This is a genomic window from Paenibacillus cookii (assembly GCF_018333375.1).
GTDB classification, from domain to species: Bacteria; Bacillota; Bacilli; order Paenibacillales; family Paenibacillaceae; genus Paenibacillus_AQ; species Paenibacillus_AQ cookii.
Map to the genome: position 1 here is coordinate 65,839 of NZ_BORW01000006.1, position 14,557 is coordinate 80,395.

General features: G+C 53.7%; 17 protein-coding genes. All 17 read left to right on the top strand.

The features are described from left to right. Nucleotides 1-4 precede the first annotated feature (4 nt). The 17 genes from KI367_RS08190 (at nucleotide 5) to KI367_RS08270 (ending at nucleotide 14,553) form a co-directional block, all read left to right on the top strand. Nucleotides 5-568 carry a flagellar hook capping FlgD N-terminal domain-containing protein gene (locus tag KI367_RS08190; RefSeq protein ID WP_036706915.1) on the top strand — a complete coding sequence of 188 codons (564 nt, stop codon included), beginning with the start codon at nucleotides 5-7 and terminating at the stop codon, nucleotides 566-568. Continuing rightward, nucleotides 565-948 (top strand): TIGR02530 family flagellar biosynthesis protein, encoded by a 384-nt coding sequence (locus tag KI367_RS08195; RefSeq protein WP_036706920.1) that lies wholly within the window; start codon nucleotides 565-567, stop codon nucleotides 946-948. Before KI367_RS08190 ends, KI367_RS08195 begins: the two co-directional genes overlap by 4 nt. Nucleotides 949-1,026: 78 nt before the next feature. Further along, nucleotides 1,027-1,848: a flagellar hook-basal body complex protein gene (locus KI367_RS08200; protein WP_212948925.1), complete on the top strand. Its 822-nt coding sequence runs from the start codon at nucleotides 1,027-1,029 to the stop codon at nucleotides 1,846-1,848. A 58-nt stretch (nucleotides 1,849-1,906) separates the two neighbouring features. Continuing rightward, nucleotides 1,907-2,131: a flagellar FlbD family protein gene (locus tag KI367_RS08205; RefSeq protein WP_036706922.1), complete on the top strand. Its 225-nt coding sequence runs from the start codon at nucleotides 1,907-1,909 to the stop codon at nucleotides 2,129-2,131. Next, nucleotides 2,128-2,589 (top strand): flagellar basal body-associated FliL family protein, encoded by a 462-nt coding sequence (locus KI367_RS08210; RefSeq protein ID WP_212948927.1) that lies wholly within the window; start codon nucleotides 2,128-2,130, stop codon nucleotides 2,587-2,589. The genes KI367_RS08205 and KI367_RS08210 overlap by 4 nt, the downstream gene beginning before the upstream one ends. Before the next feature lie 63 nt (nucleotides 2,590-2,652). After that, on the top strand, nucleotides 2,653-3,651 hold the full coding sequence (gene fliM / locus KI367_RS08215) for a flagellar motor switch protein FliM (RefSeq protein WP_036706926.1): 999 nt from the start codon (nucleotides 2,653-2,655) through the stop codon (nucleotides 3,649-3,651). Beyond that, entirely contained in the window at nucleotides 3,641-4,906 is a 1,266-nt protein-coding gene (gene fliY, locus KI367_RS08220) for a flagellar motor switch phosphatase FliY (RefSeq protein ID WP_036706928.1), read from the top strand. Before fliM ends, fliY begins: the two co-directional genes overlap by 11 nt. Nucleotides 4,907-4,932: 26 nt before the next feature. Next, nucleotides 4,933-5,298, top strand: coding sequence for a response regulator (locus KI367_RS08225; protein WP_212948929.1), 366 nt, complete (start codon nucleotides 4,933-4,935; stop codon nucleotides 5,296-5,298). Between the two features lie 6 nt (nucleotides 5,299-5,304). Next, complete coding sequence (locus KI367_RS08230) at nucleotides 5,305-5,841, top strand: flagellar biosynthetic protein FliO (RefSeq protein ID WP_156124495.1); 537 nt, start codon at nucleotides 5,305-5,307, stop codon at nucleotides 5,839-5,841. Beyond that, entirely contained in the window at nucleotides 5,838-6,590 is a 753-nt protein-coding gene (fliP, locus tag KI367_RS08235) for a flagellar type III secretion system pore protein FliP (RefSeq protein WP_036706929.1), read from the top strand. The genes KI367_RS08230 and fliP overlap by 4 nt, the downstream gene beginning before the upstream one ends. Before the next feature lie 28 nt (nucleotides 6,591-6,618). Then, nucleotides 6,619-6,888, top strand: a complete 270-nt coding sequence (gene fliQ, locus KI367_RS08240; protein WP_212948930.1) for a flagellar biosynthesis protein FliQ — start codon at nucleotides 6,619-6,621, stop codon at nucleotides 6,886-6,888. Between the two features lie 13 nt (nucleotides 6,889-6,901). Beyond that, the gene (gene fliR, locus KI367_RS08245; protein ID WP_212948932.1) at nucleotides 6,902-7,690 is read left to right on the top strand and encodes a flagellar biosynthetic protein FliR; all 789 of its coding nucleotides are present in this window, start codon (nucleotides 6,902-6,904) and stop codon (nucleotides 7,688-7,690) included. 23 nt (nucleotides 7,691-7,713) lie between these two features. Next, nucleotides 7,714-8,802: a flagellar biosynthesis protein FlhB gene (flhB, locus tag KI367_RS08250; protein ID WP_212948934.1), complete on the top strand. Its 1,089-nt coding sequence runs from the start codon at nucleotides 7,714-7,716 to the stop codon at nucleotides 8,800-8,802. A 27-nt stretch (nucleotides 8,803-8,829) separates the two neighbouring features. Beyond that, nucleotides 8,830-10,863: a flagellar biosynthesis protein FlhA gene (gene flhA, locus KI367_RS08255; RefSeq protein WP_036706939.1), complete on the top strand. Its 2,034-nt coding sequence runs from the start codon at nucleotides 8,830-8,832 to the stop codon at nucleotides 10,861-10,863. Then, the gene (gene flhF / locus KI367_RS08260; RefSeq protein ID WP_212948935.1) at nucleotides 10,860-12,275 is read left to right on the top strand and encodes a flagellar biosynthesis GTPase FlhF; all 1,416 of its coding nucleotides are present in this window, start codon (nucleotides 10,860-10,862) and stop codon (nucleotides 12,273-12,275) included. Before flhA ends, flhF begins: the two co-directional genes overlap by 4 nt. After that, nucleotides 12,272-13,171 (top strand): MinD/ParA family protein, encoded by a 900-nt coding sequence (locus KI367_RS08265; RefSeq protein ID WP_212948937.1) that lies wholly within the window; start codon nucleotides 12,272-12,274, stop codon nucleotides 13,169-13,171. The genes flhF and KI367_RS08265 overlap by 4 nt, the downstream gene beginning before the upstream one ends. 35 nt (nucleotides 13,172-13,206) lie before the next feature. After that, nucleotides 13,207-14,553: a protein-glutamate methylesterase/protein-glutamine glutaminase gene (locus tag KI367_RS08270; RefSeq protein ID WP_036706944.1), complete on the top strand. Its 1,347-nt coding sequence runs from the start codon at nucleotides 13,207-13,209 to the stop codon at nucleotides 14,551-14,553. Nucleotides 14,554-14,557: the final 4 nt, after the last annotated feature.

A 14,557-nucleotide genomic window follows, 5' to 3' on the forward strand; every position in this document is an offset into this window, starting at 1 on the left:
ACAAATGGCTTCGGAAATTTTTTCTACACCGAATGTATGGCCTAATTATTCGGCCGAAAACGTCGCAAGAGCGAGCAACAAAAAGCAGGAGCTGGGAAAGGACCAGTTTTTGAGCATTTTGATCAAGCAGCTGCAAAACCAGGATCCGATGCAGCCGATGGAGGACAAAGAGTTCATCGCGCAGATGGCCCAGTTTACTTCGGTAGAGCAGCTGATCAACATTTCCAAACAGCTGAATGCGATGAGCCAGTCCCTGGGCAACGTCTCCGGCCTGATCGGCAAGGAGATCAGCTGGATCGACGACGCGAACAAGGACCAGGGCGGCGAAAGCAAAAGCGAGATGAAATCGGGCGTCGTGGACTCCATCATCGTGAAAGACGGCGTTCAGTACGCGTCCGTTGGTTCGCTGGCGATTCCGTTGGACAAGGTCATTGAAATCAAAGAAGCGTCCAAAACCGAAGAACATCCGGCGCCGGATCAAACGCCTCCTGGAGATGATCCGAAAGGTGCGGAGCCTGCTGGCGCTGATTCGAATACCGACGCACCCGGAAGCGGTGAATCGGCATGAATGAACGCATAACCATCGGGCAGCTGTATCCTTCCAAGATGTATCCCGCAGTCAAGAACGCCGCTCAGCGAAGCTTGCAGCGGGAAACGCCAGCAACCTCGTTTGACCGGTTATTCCGACATGAGCTGCTGAAATTCAGCAACCATGCGGCCAAGCGGCTGGAGCAAAGAGGCATTGAACTGCAGGGGGACCAGTTGGCCAAAATTCAAGATGCCGTTGACAAAGCGGCGGCGAAAGGAAGCAAGGAATCGCTCATCTTGCTGCAAGACATGGCGCTGATCGTCAATGTGGCAAACCGGACGGTCGTGACGGCGATCGACGGAAATTCGATGAAGGACAACGTGTTTACGCAGATCGACAGCGCGATCGTTATATCTTAATCTGGCTGGCCCGACAGGAAGCCAGTGGACCGCTGACCGACAGACGCGGTCCTTACACGACGAGGGAGGAATAAAACTATGATGAGATCCATGTATTCCGGCGTATCAGGCATGCGGGGGTTCCAGACCAAGCTTGACGTCATCGGCAACAACATCGCAAACGTGAATACGATCGGCTTCAAATCCGGACGGGTCATGTTTAAAGATGTCATAAGCCAGACCGTGGCAGGTATTACGGCCCCGGAAGACTCTGTTCATGGCGGCGTGAATGCCAAGCAAATCGGCCTTGGCGTATCCGTTGGTTCCATCGATACGATGCATCTGGGCGGCAGTGCCATGATGACGAATAATCCAACGGACCTGCGCATCGATGGGGACGGATTTTTTCTTGTGAAGCTGGATCCGGCGCAGGACCCGCCTTTTTTGACCCGGGCTGGCGATTTCCATATTGATGCTTTGCAGCAGCTCGTTACTTCGGATGGCCTGTTTGTATGCGATACCGACGGAGCGCCGATCAAGCTGCAAAGCAACACGGTCTCTTTTTCAATCTCTCAGGATGGAACGATCATCCAGAAGCTCGATGACGGGACGACGGACAACGGAACGAAGATCGGCGTAGGCAAAGTGCCCAACCCGGAAGGCCTGGAGAAAATCGGCGGGAACCTGTTCCGGATGACGCTCAACGCCAAGGAAGACGGACTGGTCGACTTCCCGGCCGACGCCAATGACGCCACGAAGGGCACGGGCGCGGTCATCGCCGGGCAGCTTGAGATGTCCAACGTGGACCTGACGAGCGAGTTCACGGAAATGATCGTGGCTCAGCGTGGCTTCCAGGCCAACTCGCGGATTATTACAACGTCCGACGAGGTTCTTCAAGAGGTCGTCAATCTGAAACGTTAGTAAATGATCGTAGCGGGAGAGGGACCGCCTCTCCCGAATTTCCATAGGAGGCTCTGCTATGATTTCTGTTACCCGGTTAAACGGCTCACCAATATGGCTGAACGCTTTGCTTATCGAAACAGTGGAAGAAACGCCAGACACCTATATTACGTTGGTCACAGGCAAACGCATGATCGTTTTGGAAAAAGCAGCTGAGGTCATTTCCTTGGTGAAACAATACAATCAGGAAATCGGCGTTCACAATGCCACAATCAAAGTGCAACAAATGGAGGAAAACTCATGAAAAAAATGCTGCCCTGGCTGATTACTATACTTCTGGCGATAACACTGATCGTGGTTGCTGCTGTTTTGCTAGCGCCTCAATTCGGAAAAGACTCCACTTCGAATGCTGCGGCTCCGGCGGCCGAGGGGAAAAAATTATCAGCGGATGAACTCGTGGAAATGACGTCTGAAATCAAAGATATCAAAACCAATCTTGCAGATCAGGATTATATCGTATTGATGAATTTTGCGTTCCAATTGAACGATAAGAAATCCAAAGAAGCATTCGACAAGATCAAGGAGTTTAAAATCAAACCGATTATTATCAAAACCCTTGCAGACACCAAGCCGGAAGAATTAAAGGGCTCGGAAGGCAAGGACCAATTAAGCGCAAAATTGATCAATCTGATCAATAAGACCCTGACTGAAGGGAAATTGAATCAGATCGAAATCACAGAGTACCTGGTAACGCCGATCTAAACGAAGGATTCTCCCTAACATGCTGTAGAGAACCCAAGACAATCCTTTAAGGGGGTGAGATGATTGGTTGACGTATTATCGCAAAATGAGATCGACGCCCTGCTTGCCGCGCTTTCGTCCGGCGAAATGGATGCGGAGGAGCTGAAAAAAGAGGATACCCAGAAAAAAGTCCGGTCTTATGACTTCAAACGGGCGGTCCGCTTTTCCAAAGACCATATCCGGAGCCTCACGCGCATCCATGAGAACTTTGCCCGTTACCTGACGACGTATTTCTCGGCACAGCTGCGCACTTTCGTGCAAATCAGCGTCGTACAGGTCGAGCAGCTTCCTTATGACGAATTTATCCGGTCGATTCCCAAAATGACGATTTTGAACATTTTTGAAGCCGAGCCGTTGGAAGGAAGAATGGTGCTCGAGGTTCACCCCAACGTTGCGTACGCGATGCTGGATCGTTTGCTGGGCGGAGTAGGCAATGCGCCCACGAAGATCAATACCTTGACGGAGATTGAGACAACCATCATGGAGAAGATTTTCAGCCGGGCTTTCGACAGCCTCGCCGAGGCCTGGAAGACCGTGCTGGATATCTCGCCCCGGATGGAAGCGATGGAAACGAATCCGCAATTCATGCAAATCGTGTCTCCGAACGAAACGATCGCGCTCATATCGCTGAGCACCAAAATCGGGGATACGACGGGAATGATCAACCTCTGCATACCGCATGTCGTGCTTGAGCCGATCATGTCCAAGCTTTCGGCGCACCAATGGTTCGTCTCGGAGAAAAAATCAAGCATCCCTGAAGAAGCCGAATCGCTCAAGTACCGGATCAGTCAGGCGAAGCTGAATATCGTGGCCGAACTCGGCACGAGCCATATTTCCGTATCCGAATTCCTGAGCCTCAGCGTCGGGGATGTCATCAGCCTCAACAAAGCGGTGGGCACCGGCCTGTCGATCCGGGTAGGAGACCGCCTGAAATTCATCGGAAGCCCGGGAACGCTGAAGGATCGGGTAGCGGTTCAAATCGACGAAATTGTCAGCGAAGGAGTTGAGGAATTTGACGAGTAACGAATATTTGTCGCAAGAAGAGATAGACGCTTTGCTTAAGCAGTCCGAATCGGATTATTCCAAAGGAGCGGGCACGATGACGGTGGACGATTATTTGACGCCGCTGGAACAGGACGCGCTCGGCGAGATCGGAAACATTACGTTCGGCAGCGCCGCGACGGCTCTTTCCACGCTTCTCGGCAAAAAAGTGGATATCACGACGCCGAAAGTGTCCATCATCACGCGCGAGCAGTTTGAATCCGAATTTCCCAAACCGCATGTCGCCGTTCACGTGACGTATGTCGACGGATTCGAAGGGATCAATTCGCTGGTCATCAAAACGCGCGACGCCCAGGTCATTGCCGACCTGATGCTTGGCGGCGAAGGGAACCCCGAAGATCAAGAGCTGAACGAAATACATATCAGCGCGGTTCAGGAAGCGATGAACCAGATGATGGGCTCGTCCGCAACCTCGATGTCCACGATTTTCAACCGTTTCGTGAACATCTCGCCGCCGGGGATCGATATTTTGGACGTGGCCAGCGGGGATGGCGTCAGCAGCCTTCCCGCGGACGAGACGCTCATCAAAATTTCGTTCCGGCTGACGATCGGGGACTTGATCGATTCGACCATCATGCAGCTTCTGCCGGTGCAATTCGCCAAGGATATGGTCAACATTTTGATTCACGGCGCCGATTCCGTCGAGCAGCTGATTGAGGAAACGGCCGCAGCGGCCCAGGCTCCCGAAAAGCCGGCTCCGAGCCCGCAGCCGACGCCGGCCCAGCCGCCGCAGCAGCAATCGGTGCCGCAGCAGCCGCAGGCCCCAAGCCAGCAGCCAACGGGCTATCCGGGAGAATATCCGGCCGCAGGCCAGCCGATGCCCGGCTATGAGCAGAACCCGCAGATGCCGCCGTACGGAATGCCTCAGCATTACGGCACGCCGTATAACCGGAACGTGAACGTGCAGCCCGTGCAGTTTTCGAATTTGCAATCCCCGGCCTATGGTCCGGTCGATCAAAATAATTTGAACTTATTGATGGACATTCCTCTGAAGGTCACCGTAGAATTAGGAAGGACCCAGAAGCAAATTAAGGATATCTTGGAAATGTCCCAAGGTTCCATCATCGAACTGGACAAGCTTGCGGGCGAGCCGGTGGATATTCTCGTAAACAACAAGCTGATCGCCAAAGGCGAAGTCGTTGTCATCGATGAGAACTTTGGCGTACGCGTCACAGACATTCTCAGCCAATGGGACCGAATACAAAAATTACAATAGCAAAATTTAGGGAGGATTTTTAATCAATGGCAAACCGTATTCTTATCGTGGATGATGCAGCATTTATGAGAATGATGATCCGTGATATTTTGACTAAAAATGGTTTCGAGGTCGTCGGAGAAGCGCAGGACGGGGCGCAAGCGATCGAAAAATTCAAGGAACTCCGCCCGGACCTGATTACGATGGATATCACCATGCCTGAGATGGACGGCATCGCCGCCCTGAAGGAAATCAAGAAGCTGGATCCGAGCGCGAAGGTCATCATGTGTTCCGCCATGGGCCAACAGGCGATGGTCATCGACGCGATCCAGGCCGGGGCCAAGGACTTCATCGTGAAGCCGTTCCAAACGGACCGCGTCATCGAAGCGATCAATAAAACGTTGGGCGTTTAATCTTCCATGTTCAGCGCCGATATGCAAACGCCCCAAAACCCGGGAAATTATGCGCTTAATCTGGTGTACGTCATCGTTGTTCTCGCGGTCATCGTCGCACTCATCGTGCTGTTGATCCGTTTTCTCGGAAGAAAAAACAAAACATGGTTCACCAGCCGAGCGGTTCGGACCTTGGGAGCCGTCGGACTTGGACCGAACAAATCCCTTCAGATCATTGAAATCGGCAGCAACCTGTATCTGGTCGGCGTAGGCGAGGACATTCGCCTGGTCGACAAGATTACGGATCCGGAAGAAGTGAAGCTGATCATGGAGGCCTTCGAGCAGGAAGCGGGCGCCCGGTCGGGCGCGTTTTCCCCGGTGCTTGAAAAGCTGGCCTCCAGGTTCCGCAAGCAAGGGACGTTGTCGGAAGAGATTACACTCGAGGATTCATCCTCTTTTCACGAAGTCTTCGACGAGAAGCTGCGAAAAATGTCCAGCCGAAAAGAAAAGATGGAGGAGCTTCTTCGCGAAGACAATACTACAGATCGGTTGAGGGATCCATGAAAAAGAAGGTTTTGCTAGCTTTCATCGTTTTATCGGTTATCAGTTTGCTGGCCTTGACGGCGGCATTTGCCGATCCCATTCCCAACATCGATATCCAGGTAGGCGATTCAGGAGGAAAACCGAGCACCAGCTCATTGTCGGTTTTGCTTCTGATCACTGTCATCAGCATCGCGCCGGCGCTGCTGGTGCTGATGACAAGCTTTACCCGGATCGTGGTTGTGCTGGGGTTCGTGAGAACGTCGCTTGGCACGCAGCAAATGCCGCCCAATCAGGTGCTTGTCGGCCTGGCGCTGTTTTTGACGCTGTTTGTGATGACACCAACGTTTTCATCGATCAACGACGTTGCCCTGCAGCCGTATCTGAAAGGCGAAATTACCCAAACGCAGGCGCTGGAAAAAGCGGCGGAGCCGATGAAAAAGTTTATGTTTTCGCAAACGAGGGAAAAAGATTTGCTGTTGTTCATGAAATACACCAAAACGGAAAAACCCAAAACGTACAAGGATATCCCGCTCACCGTCATGGTGCCCGCCTTTGCGATCAGCGAGCTGAAAACGGCGTTTCAAATGGGATTCATGATATTCATTCCGTTTTTGATCATCGATATCGTCGTGTCAAGCACCTTAATGGCCATGGGGATGATGATGCTCCCGCCGGTCATGATTTCGCTGCCGTTCAAAATATTGCTGTTCGTGCTGGTGGACGGATGGTACCTGGTCGTCAAGTCGCTGCTGTTGAGTTTTAATACATGATGGATGAGAAAGGCGAAGGAGGCCGGCCATGAATTCTGATTTTATTATCGGCCTTGCGGGACAAGCGGTATATACCGTGCTGAAGGTAAGCGCGCCGATGCTGCTGCTGGGGCTGATCGTCGGCCTGATCGTGAGCATATTCCAGGCGACGACCCAAATCCAGGAGCAGACCCTCGCGTTCATTCCTAAAATCGTGGCGGTGCTGCTGGCGCTCCTGCTGTTCGGGCCTTGGATTTTAACGACGCTTGTCGATTTCACCTATAACATCTTCGACAACTTATATAAGTATATCGGTTAGGCGGTAGCGATCGATGAACATGCTGCTGAATAGCTTGCCGGTTTTCATGCTTATTTTTTGTCGAATCACCTCTTTTTTTGTTGTAGCGCCTGTGCTGTCTTCCAGGGGAGTCCCTAACGTTTTCAAAATTGGCATGTCCTTTTTCCTGTCCGTTCTCGTATTTCTCACGTACGGCGTCCATCATGAGCTGCCGGCCGACCTGACTTACGTGCTGCTCATCATCCGCGAAATCCTTATCGGCTTGGTGCTGGGGTTCGTCGCGTATCTGCTGTTCGTCGTCATTCAGACCGCCGGCGCGTTTATCGACATACAGATCGGATTCGGCATCGCCAACGTCATCGACCCGATGACCGGGGCATCGGCACCGGTTCTCGGAAACTTTAAATACATGTTCGCCCTTTTATTGTTTCTTGCGATGAACGGGCATCATTACTTGATCGACGGGATCATACGGAGTTACGACTGGGTTCCGCTGTCCAACGATTTTTTTATGAAGCTTTACAACGGAAGCATATCCGACTTTTTGGTTAAAACCTTCGGCCAATCGTTTGTGCTGGCCTTTCAGATGTCGGCGCCGATCGTTACCGCGTTGTTTTTGACGGACGTGGGACTCGGTTTTTTGGCCCGGACCGCTCCGCAGTTTAACGTATTCGTGATCGGGATGCAGCTTAAAGTGATTGTCGGCTTGATTGTGCTGCTGCTGATCGTGCCCAGCTTTTCGTATTTGTTCGGCGATTTGTTCGGGATCATGTTCGAATCGATGCAAAATCTGCTGGGGCTGATGGGGCGCAAGCCGGCCTAAGCAGGAATAAAGGAGCGACTGGAGTGTCCTACAGATATCGGCTCGATTTGCAGTTGTTCGCCGGCGAAAAAACCGAAAAAGCAACGCCTAAAAAACGCCAGGATACCCGTAAAAAGGGCCAAGTCGCCAAAAGCCAGGAAATTTCCGGCTCGGTGGTGCTGCTTGCCTCCTTTTTAAGCTTGTTGATGTTCGGCGGATTTTATAAGGAACGGCTGGTAGGGCTGTTCAAGGACGTGTTTTTGCACCGTCTCCAAACCGGCATTTCGATCGGAAACGTGATGAACCTGGCGATGGAGTACTCCATTCAGATTCTCATCTTGATGGCGCCGATGTTTATCATCACGATCGTGCTGGCTCTCGTCGCCAATGTGGCCCAAGTCGGATTCATGTTGACGGGCGAGATGCTCAAACCCAAATTCAGCAAGCTGGATCCGATCAAAGGGTTTAAAAATATTTTTTCGGTCAGGTCGCTTGTGGAATGCTTGAAATCGATTTTTAAAGTTACCGTGATCGGGCTGCTCGTTTACCAGACATTGTCCGGCGCCTTGCCGAAGATCGGCAGGTTGTCGGAGACGAACATCGAGCAAACCTTTCATTTTGTCGCCAGCCTGACGATGAATCTGGGGCTGAAAATCGGCGCCGTCTTGTTTGCGATGTCGATACTGGACTATTTGTATCAACGTTACGAATTCGAAAAAAGCATCCGCATGTCCAAGCAGGACATCAAGGACGAATACAAAAAAATGGAGGGAGACCCGCTGATCAAAGGGAAGATCAGGGAGCGTCAGCGCCGGATGGCGATGCAGCGCATGATGCAGGAGGTCCCCAAGGCGGATGTCGTCATTACCAACCCGACGCATTTCGCCGTCGCCCTGAAATACGAGGGTTCCAAAATGGAAGCTCCGCAAATCATCGCCAAAGGCCAGGATTACGTGGCTTTGCGGATGAAGGAAATAGCCAAAGAACACGGCGTCATAACCATGGAAAACAAACCTCTCGCCCGGGCCCTGTTCCACAGAGCGGAGATCGGGGATTCCATTCCCGCCGATTTGTTTCAGGCCGTGGCTGAAGTTTTGGCATATGTATACAAACTTAAAGGCAAGGTTAAATAATCTCAGGGATCGGAGGCAGTGAAGCCATTGAAAGCAAAGGAAATTACGGTATTACTAGGTGTCATCGGCATCGTTCTCATGATGATTCTTCCGATCCCGACATGGCTTTTGGACGTTCTGCTCGTCATCAACATCTCGCTTGCCCTGCTCATTTTGCTGGTAGCGATGAACACGAAGGAAGCGTTGCAATTTTCGATATTTCCTTCCCTTTTGCTGATCACGACGTTGTTCAGGCTTGCGCTGAACATCTCGACGACGAAACTGATCCTGTCCGAAGGGTTTGCCGGAACCGTGGTATCCACGTTCGGCAGCTGGATCGCCAATGGACAAATCGCCGTCGGGTTCATCGTTTTCCTGATCCTCGTCGTCGTTCAATTTATCGTCATTACGAAAGGTTCGGAACGGGTTGCCGAGGTGGCCGCGCGTTTTACGCTTGATGCGATGCCCGGCAAGCAGATGAGCATCGATGCCGATCTGAACGCGGGGCTCATCAACGAGCAGCAGGCGCGGGAGCGCCGTCAAAAAGTCGAACGCGAAGCCGACTACTACGGAGCGATGGACGGTGCCACCAAATTCGTCAAGGGCGATGCCATCGCCAGCATTATCATTCTCATCATCAACCTGGTCGGCGGTTTCATCATCGGGATGTCGATAAACGGAATGGATTTCAAAGATGCTTTGTCTACCTATTCGGTATTGACCATCGGCGACGGCCTGGTCTCCCAAATTCCGGCGCTGCTCATTTCGACGGCATCCGGTTTGATCGTGACCCGTTCCTCATCGGAGGGCAATCTTGCCAGCGATCTGACGCAGCAGCTGATGTCTTATCCGAAACTGCTGTACATCGTAGGCGGCACGGTTGCCATGCTCGGCTTTTTCACGCCTATACATATCATTACGACATTGCCGCTGGCGGCCATCCTGCTGTATGCAGCCTACCGGATGCAGAAAAACATGGAGCGCAAGCAAATCGAAGTGGAGCAGCAGGAGGAGGAGCAGCAAATCGAAGAGGTCCGAAGCCCCGAAAGTGTCATCAATTTGCTGCAGGTCGACCCGATCGAATTCGAATTCGGTTACGGCCTGATCCCGCTTGCGGACGTCCAGCAGGGCGGCGACCTGCTCGACCGGATCATCATGATCCGCAGGCAGTGCGCTTTGGAGTTAGGACTTGTCGTGCCGGTCATCCGCATTCGCGACAATATTCAACTAAAACCGAATGAATATGTCATCAAAATTAAAGGGAATAGCGTCGGCGGCGGTGAACTATTACTTAATCACTATTTGGCCATGAGTCCCGGGTATGAAGACGAAAGCATATCGGGTATTGAGACGCAGGAACCGGCTTTCGGCCTTCCGGCCCTTTGGATCGACGAGGCGACGAAAGAAAGGGCGGAATTGTCGGGTTATACCGTGGTGGATCCGCCTTCCGTCGTGGCCACGCATTTGACCGAGCTCATCAAGAAACATGCGCATGAGCTGCTTGGACGCCAGGAAACCAAAACGCTGGTCGACAATTTGCGCGAAAACTATCCGGTGCTGGTCGACGAGCTGATTCCGAACGTGCTGGCGATCGGGGATGTCCAGAAGGTGCTGGCGAAGCTGCTTCGCGAAAAAGTTTCCATCCGCGATCTCGTCACCATTTTCGAAACATTGGCCGATTACGGGCAATACACCAAAGACCCGGACGTGCTTACGGAATACGTAAGGCAAGCCCTCTCCAGGCAGATTACCCAGCAGTTCTCCCAGGAAGGGGAGACGCTCAAGGTCATTACGGTCGGTCCGACGCTGGAGAAAAAAATCGCCGAAAGCGTGCAGCAATCCGATCAGGGGAGCTATTTGGCGCTGGATCCGGTATCGACCCAGACGGTATTCCAAAAGCTCAGCGAGCAGGTCAACCGCCTGCTGCAATCCGGGCAGCAGCCCATTCTCCTGACGTCGCCCACGATCCGCATGTATTTGCGGCAAGTGATCGAGCGGACCATGCAGGATATTCCGGTACTATCTTACAGCGAGCTGGAGCCAAATGTTGAAATTCAAAGTGTCGGAGTGGTGAATTTATGAGAGTGAAGCGTTATCTGGTCGATACGATGCCCGAAGCGATGCTCCAGATCCGCCATGACCTCGGCAGCGACGCCGTGATCCTGAGCACGAAGGAAACGAAAATCGGCGGCTTTCTAGGCATGTTCAAACAAAAGAAAATCGAAGTCGTCGCGGCCGTCGAAGAGGAGGCGCAGAAACCTTCCAAAGCCCAGCCTTCCCCGGCCGCACCTTCCCTCGCCGTTCCGAAACAAGCGGTGCCCAAAGCTTACCAAAAAACGGCGGAAATGACTTCGGGCGCAGGGACGTCGCAGAGCCAAACGGCTGCGTTGAAAGCAACGGATGCGGGGCATCCGGAGACGTTCGCGGAACAAGCCGCGGCAAACGAAAGCATCGCGCCGCCTGCGGCTAATCCCGCGGAAACGGGCAAAGACGGGCGCTCGCAGGCCGTTGGCATCATGCCATCGCCGCAGCCGGAAGCGCCGCCCATTGCTCCGCCCCGCATGCAGCCTGCCCTGATGCCGGAACGCGCCTTGGATGAAAAGGGAAGATCCTCGGCCGAAGACAAGCTTTTGGAGGAGCTGCGCGAAATGAAGGCCTGGATGGCCAAAATCTCGCGCCAGTCCGCCATGCAGCGCACGCTTCCGGACGTGCTGGAAAAACTCCAGGACCGGTTGTTCCGGCAGGATATCGAAGCCTCGCTTATCCAGGAATGGATCGGCGAAGCTTTTGAGCATTGGGAGGAGAAGGGCCGGAGCTTAAGCGACGCGGACATGGAGTCGTTTATCCGCGACCGCATCAAGGGGTTTTTGGCGGAACGTTTCGGCGGAGGCATCGCACCCAGAACCAAAATGGTCTATGTCGCCGGCCCGACGGGGGTCGGGAAAACGACGACGATCGCCAAACTCGCTGCCGAACAACTCTTCCGCTACCATCGCAAGGTCGGATTCATTACGTCCGATACGTACCGCATTTCCGCGGTCGAGCAGCTGCGGACCTATGCATCGATCCTGAACGTTCCGCTGGAGGTGGTGCAGTCTCCGGGGGACATGCAGCGGGCCATGGAGCGTCTGGACTACTGCGATCTTATTCTGATGGATACGGCCGGGCGCAACTACCGCAACGAGCTGCTCGTTTCCGAACTGCAAAGCCTCCTGCCACCGGTGGAACGCAGCGAGACGTACCTTGTCCTCAGCTTGACTTCCAAAAGCCAAGACATGAAAAAGATCGCCGAGCATTTCAGCAAATACGGCTTGGACAAGGTGATTTTCACCAAATTGGACGAGACCGGAAGCTACGGCCCCATCTTGAATTTGCTGAAGGAATTTCCTTTCCGCCTATCCTACATGACCAACGGACAAAACGTTCCGGATGACCTGCTCCTGCCGGGGGAAAAGCTGCTTAGCGATCTGCTGTTGGGAGAAGAAGGCGCATGACGGATCAGGCACAAACGCTAAGAAATTTGGTCATGATGCGCGAACGCGAACGCGCTGCCCTGGGGAGCGGCGAGCAGCCGCGGCAGGGAGCCAGGCTGATCACCGTGACAAGCGGAAAAGGAGGCGTCGGAAAGTCCAACTTTACGCTTAATTTCGCCTTGGCGCTGCAGTCCATGGGCAAGCGGGTGCTGGTGTTCGACGCCGATATCGGTATGGCTAACATCGACGTGCTGATGGGGATGTCCGCCAAATATAACCTGTATCATTTGCTGCGGCGCGAGAAACGGATCGACGAAATCATCGAACGAGGTCCGGGCTCCCTGTCGCTGATTGCGGGGGGTTCAGGTTTGAGCGATTTGTTCTCCTTGTCGCAAAGCGATCTGAATTACTTCATGCAGCAGATCGAAACGGTTGCGGACGGGATGGATTTCGTCATTTTCGATACCGGCGCCGGTTTGTCCCAGGAAAACTTCAACTTTATCCAATCGGCGGACGAATGCATCGTCGTAACGACGCCGGAGCCGACATCGATCACGGATGCCTACGCGCTGATCAAGGTAGTCAGCTCCAGGGAGCGCGGCACGATGTTCAAGCTGATCGTCAACCGTGCAAGCGATGAAAAAGAAGCCGCTCAGACGGCGGACAAAATCAGGGTAGCGGCGCAAAAGTTTTTGAACGTGGACGTTCCGCTGCTTGGATACATAAGCGATGACTCCCATGTCGTGCAGGCAGTAAAAAAGCAAGTTCCTTTTTCCATGGCTTTTCCGGGCTGCGCAGCGGCGCGCGAAATACAGCGGATCGCCAGGCTGTATGCGTCAGTCCCTGCTTCCCCGGAACCGGGCGCCTTGACAGGAATCAAAGGATTTATGCAAAAGTGGCTTCGTCGAACAAAATGATTCTTCTGTAAAAAGGAACAAGGGGTGGAAATGGCATGGCGCCATATAAAGTCCTAGTTGTTGATGACTCGGCATTTATGCGTAAAATTTTTTCGGATCTGATCGAAAAGGATCCCGCGTTTCAGGTCGTGGACACGGCCGTAAACGGGCGTGAAGCCGTGGAGAAAGCCGTCGGGCTGAAGCCGGACATCGTGACGATGGATGTGGAAATGCCCGAAATGAACGGCCTCGAAGCCTTGAAGCTGATCATGGCCAAGCAACCGATGCCCGTCATCATGCTGTCGGGCATCAATGAAGAAGGCATGAAGGAAACGATTAAGGCGCTCGAATCCGGAGCGTTTGATTTTATACGCAAACCTTCCCTGACGTATTCCCAGGACATCGGGCAGGTCGGGGATGCGCTTCTGGTGCAGTTGAAGGCGGCCATGGCCGCCAAGGAAAGAAGGGCTGCCTTTGAAGCCGAGGAGGGGAAGCGGCGCCTGCAGAAGGAAACGCTGCGGCCGTACACCCCTCCGGGAGGAGCCGTCGTCGAGTCGAAAAAGGCTGCATCCGAGCCGCTCAAGCGGCCGCTTCCTCCTCCTGCCGTGAAACAAGAGACCCCGCTTGAAAAAACCGGGCGGAGGATGAAGGAGCCGAAAAAAGCCAAGCCCGAAGCGCCGCCTCCCGTCATAGTGGCCGAGACCGCGGCAGCGCGGGAATATAACGCGGCTTCGGCCCCGCTCGAGGAACGCCGCGAAAAGCGTAACGAAAAGCGTCACGAACAGCGCAACGAAAAACGCAGCGGAGTGCGGCATGCCTTTAACGACATCGTCGCCATCGGATGTTCCACCGGCGGCCCGAGAGCTCTGAAAGAGGTGCTGGAGCATATCCCGGCCGATCTACCCGCTCCGGTCGTCATCGTCCAGCACATGCCGCCTAATTTTACCCGCTCCCTTGCGCAGCGGTTGAATTCCTTCAGCCCGCTCGAGGTCATGGAGGCGGAGGACGGCATGAAGCTGCAAGCGGGTTCGGCCTACATTGCTCCCGGCGGGAAGCATTTGAGAATCGTCAGGGACGCCGACGGCAGCTTGATAACGTCGTTGTCCGACGACAAGCCGCTGAACGGCCACAAGCCGTCTGTGGACGTTCTTTTCGAATCGCTGCTGCCACTGGATTCCTTGGAGCGCCATGTGGTGCTGATGACGGGAATGGGCAGCGACGGGGCGAAAATGATGAAACGGCTCTATGATGCGGGCGTCAAAAGCACGTTTGCCGAAAGCGAAGAAACGTGCGTCGTCTACGGCATGCCGCGTTCGGCCTTCGAGCTTGATTGCGTGAGCCACGTGTTGCCCCTGCAGGACATTGCGGCCGGCGTGGTCCGTGCCGTAGGCCACGGGAAGTGAACTT

Excerpts from the sequence above, each read along its gene's own strand:
- KI367_RS08190 (WP_036706915.1), top strand. The coding sequence starts at position 5 with ATGGCTTCGGAAATTTTTTCTACACCGAATGTATGGCCTAATTATTCG.
- KI367_RS08195 (WP_036706920.1), top strand. The coding sequence starts at position 565 with ATGAATGAACGCATAACCATCGGGCAGCTGTATCCTTCCAAGATGTAT.
- KI367_RS08200 (WP_212948925.1), top strand. The coding sequence starts at position 1,027 with ATGATGAGATCCATGTATTCCGGCGTATCAGGCATGCGGGGGTTCCAG.
- KI367_RS08205 (WP_036706922.1), top strand. The coding sequence starts at position 1,907 with ATGATTTCTGTTACCCGGTTAAACGGCTCACCAATATGGCTGAACGCT.
- KI367_RS08210 (WP_212948927.1), top strand. The coding sequence starts at position 2,128 with ATGAAAAAAATGCTGCCCTGGCTGATTACTATACTTCTGGCGATAACA.
- KI367_RS08225 (WP_212948929.1), top strand. The coding sequence starts at position 4,933 with ATGGCAAACCGTATTCTTATCGTGGATGATGCAGCATTTATGAGAATG.
- KI367_RS08230 (WP_156124495.1), top strand. The coding sequence starts at position 5,305 with ATGTTCAGCGCCGATATGCAAACGCCCCAAAACCCGGGAAATTATGCG.
- fliP (WP_036706929.1), top strand. The coding sequence starts at position 5,838 with ATGAAAAAGAAGGTTTTGCTAGCTTTCATCGTTTTATCGGTTATCAGT.
- fliQ (WP_212948930.1), top strand. The coding sequence starts at position 6,619 with ATGAATTCTGATTTTATTATCGGCCTTGCGGGACAAGCGGTATATACC.
- fliR (WP_212948932.1), top strand. The coding sequence starts at position 6,902 with ATGAACATGCTGCTGAATAGCTTGCCGGTTTTCATGCTTATTTTTTGT.
- flhF (WP_212948935.1), top strand. The coding sequence starts at position 10,860 with ATGAGAGTGAAGCGTTATCTGGTCGATACGATGCCCGAAGCGATGCTC.
- KI367_RS08265 (WP_212948937.1), top strand. The coding sequence starts at position 12,272 with ATGACGGATCAGGCACAAACGCTAAGAAATTTGGTCATGATGCGCGAA.
- KI367_RS08270 (WP_036706944.1), top strand. The coding sequence starts at position 13,207 with ATGGCGCCATATAAAGTCCTAGTTGTTGATGACTCGGCATTTATGCGT.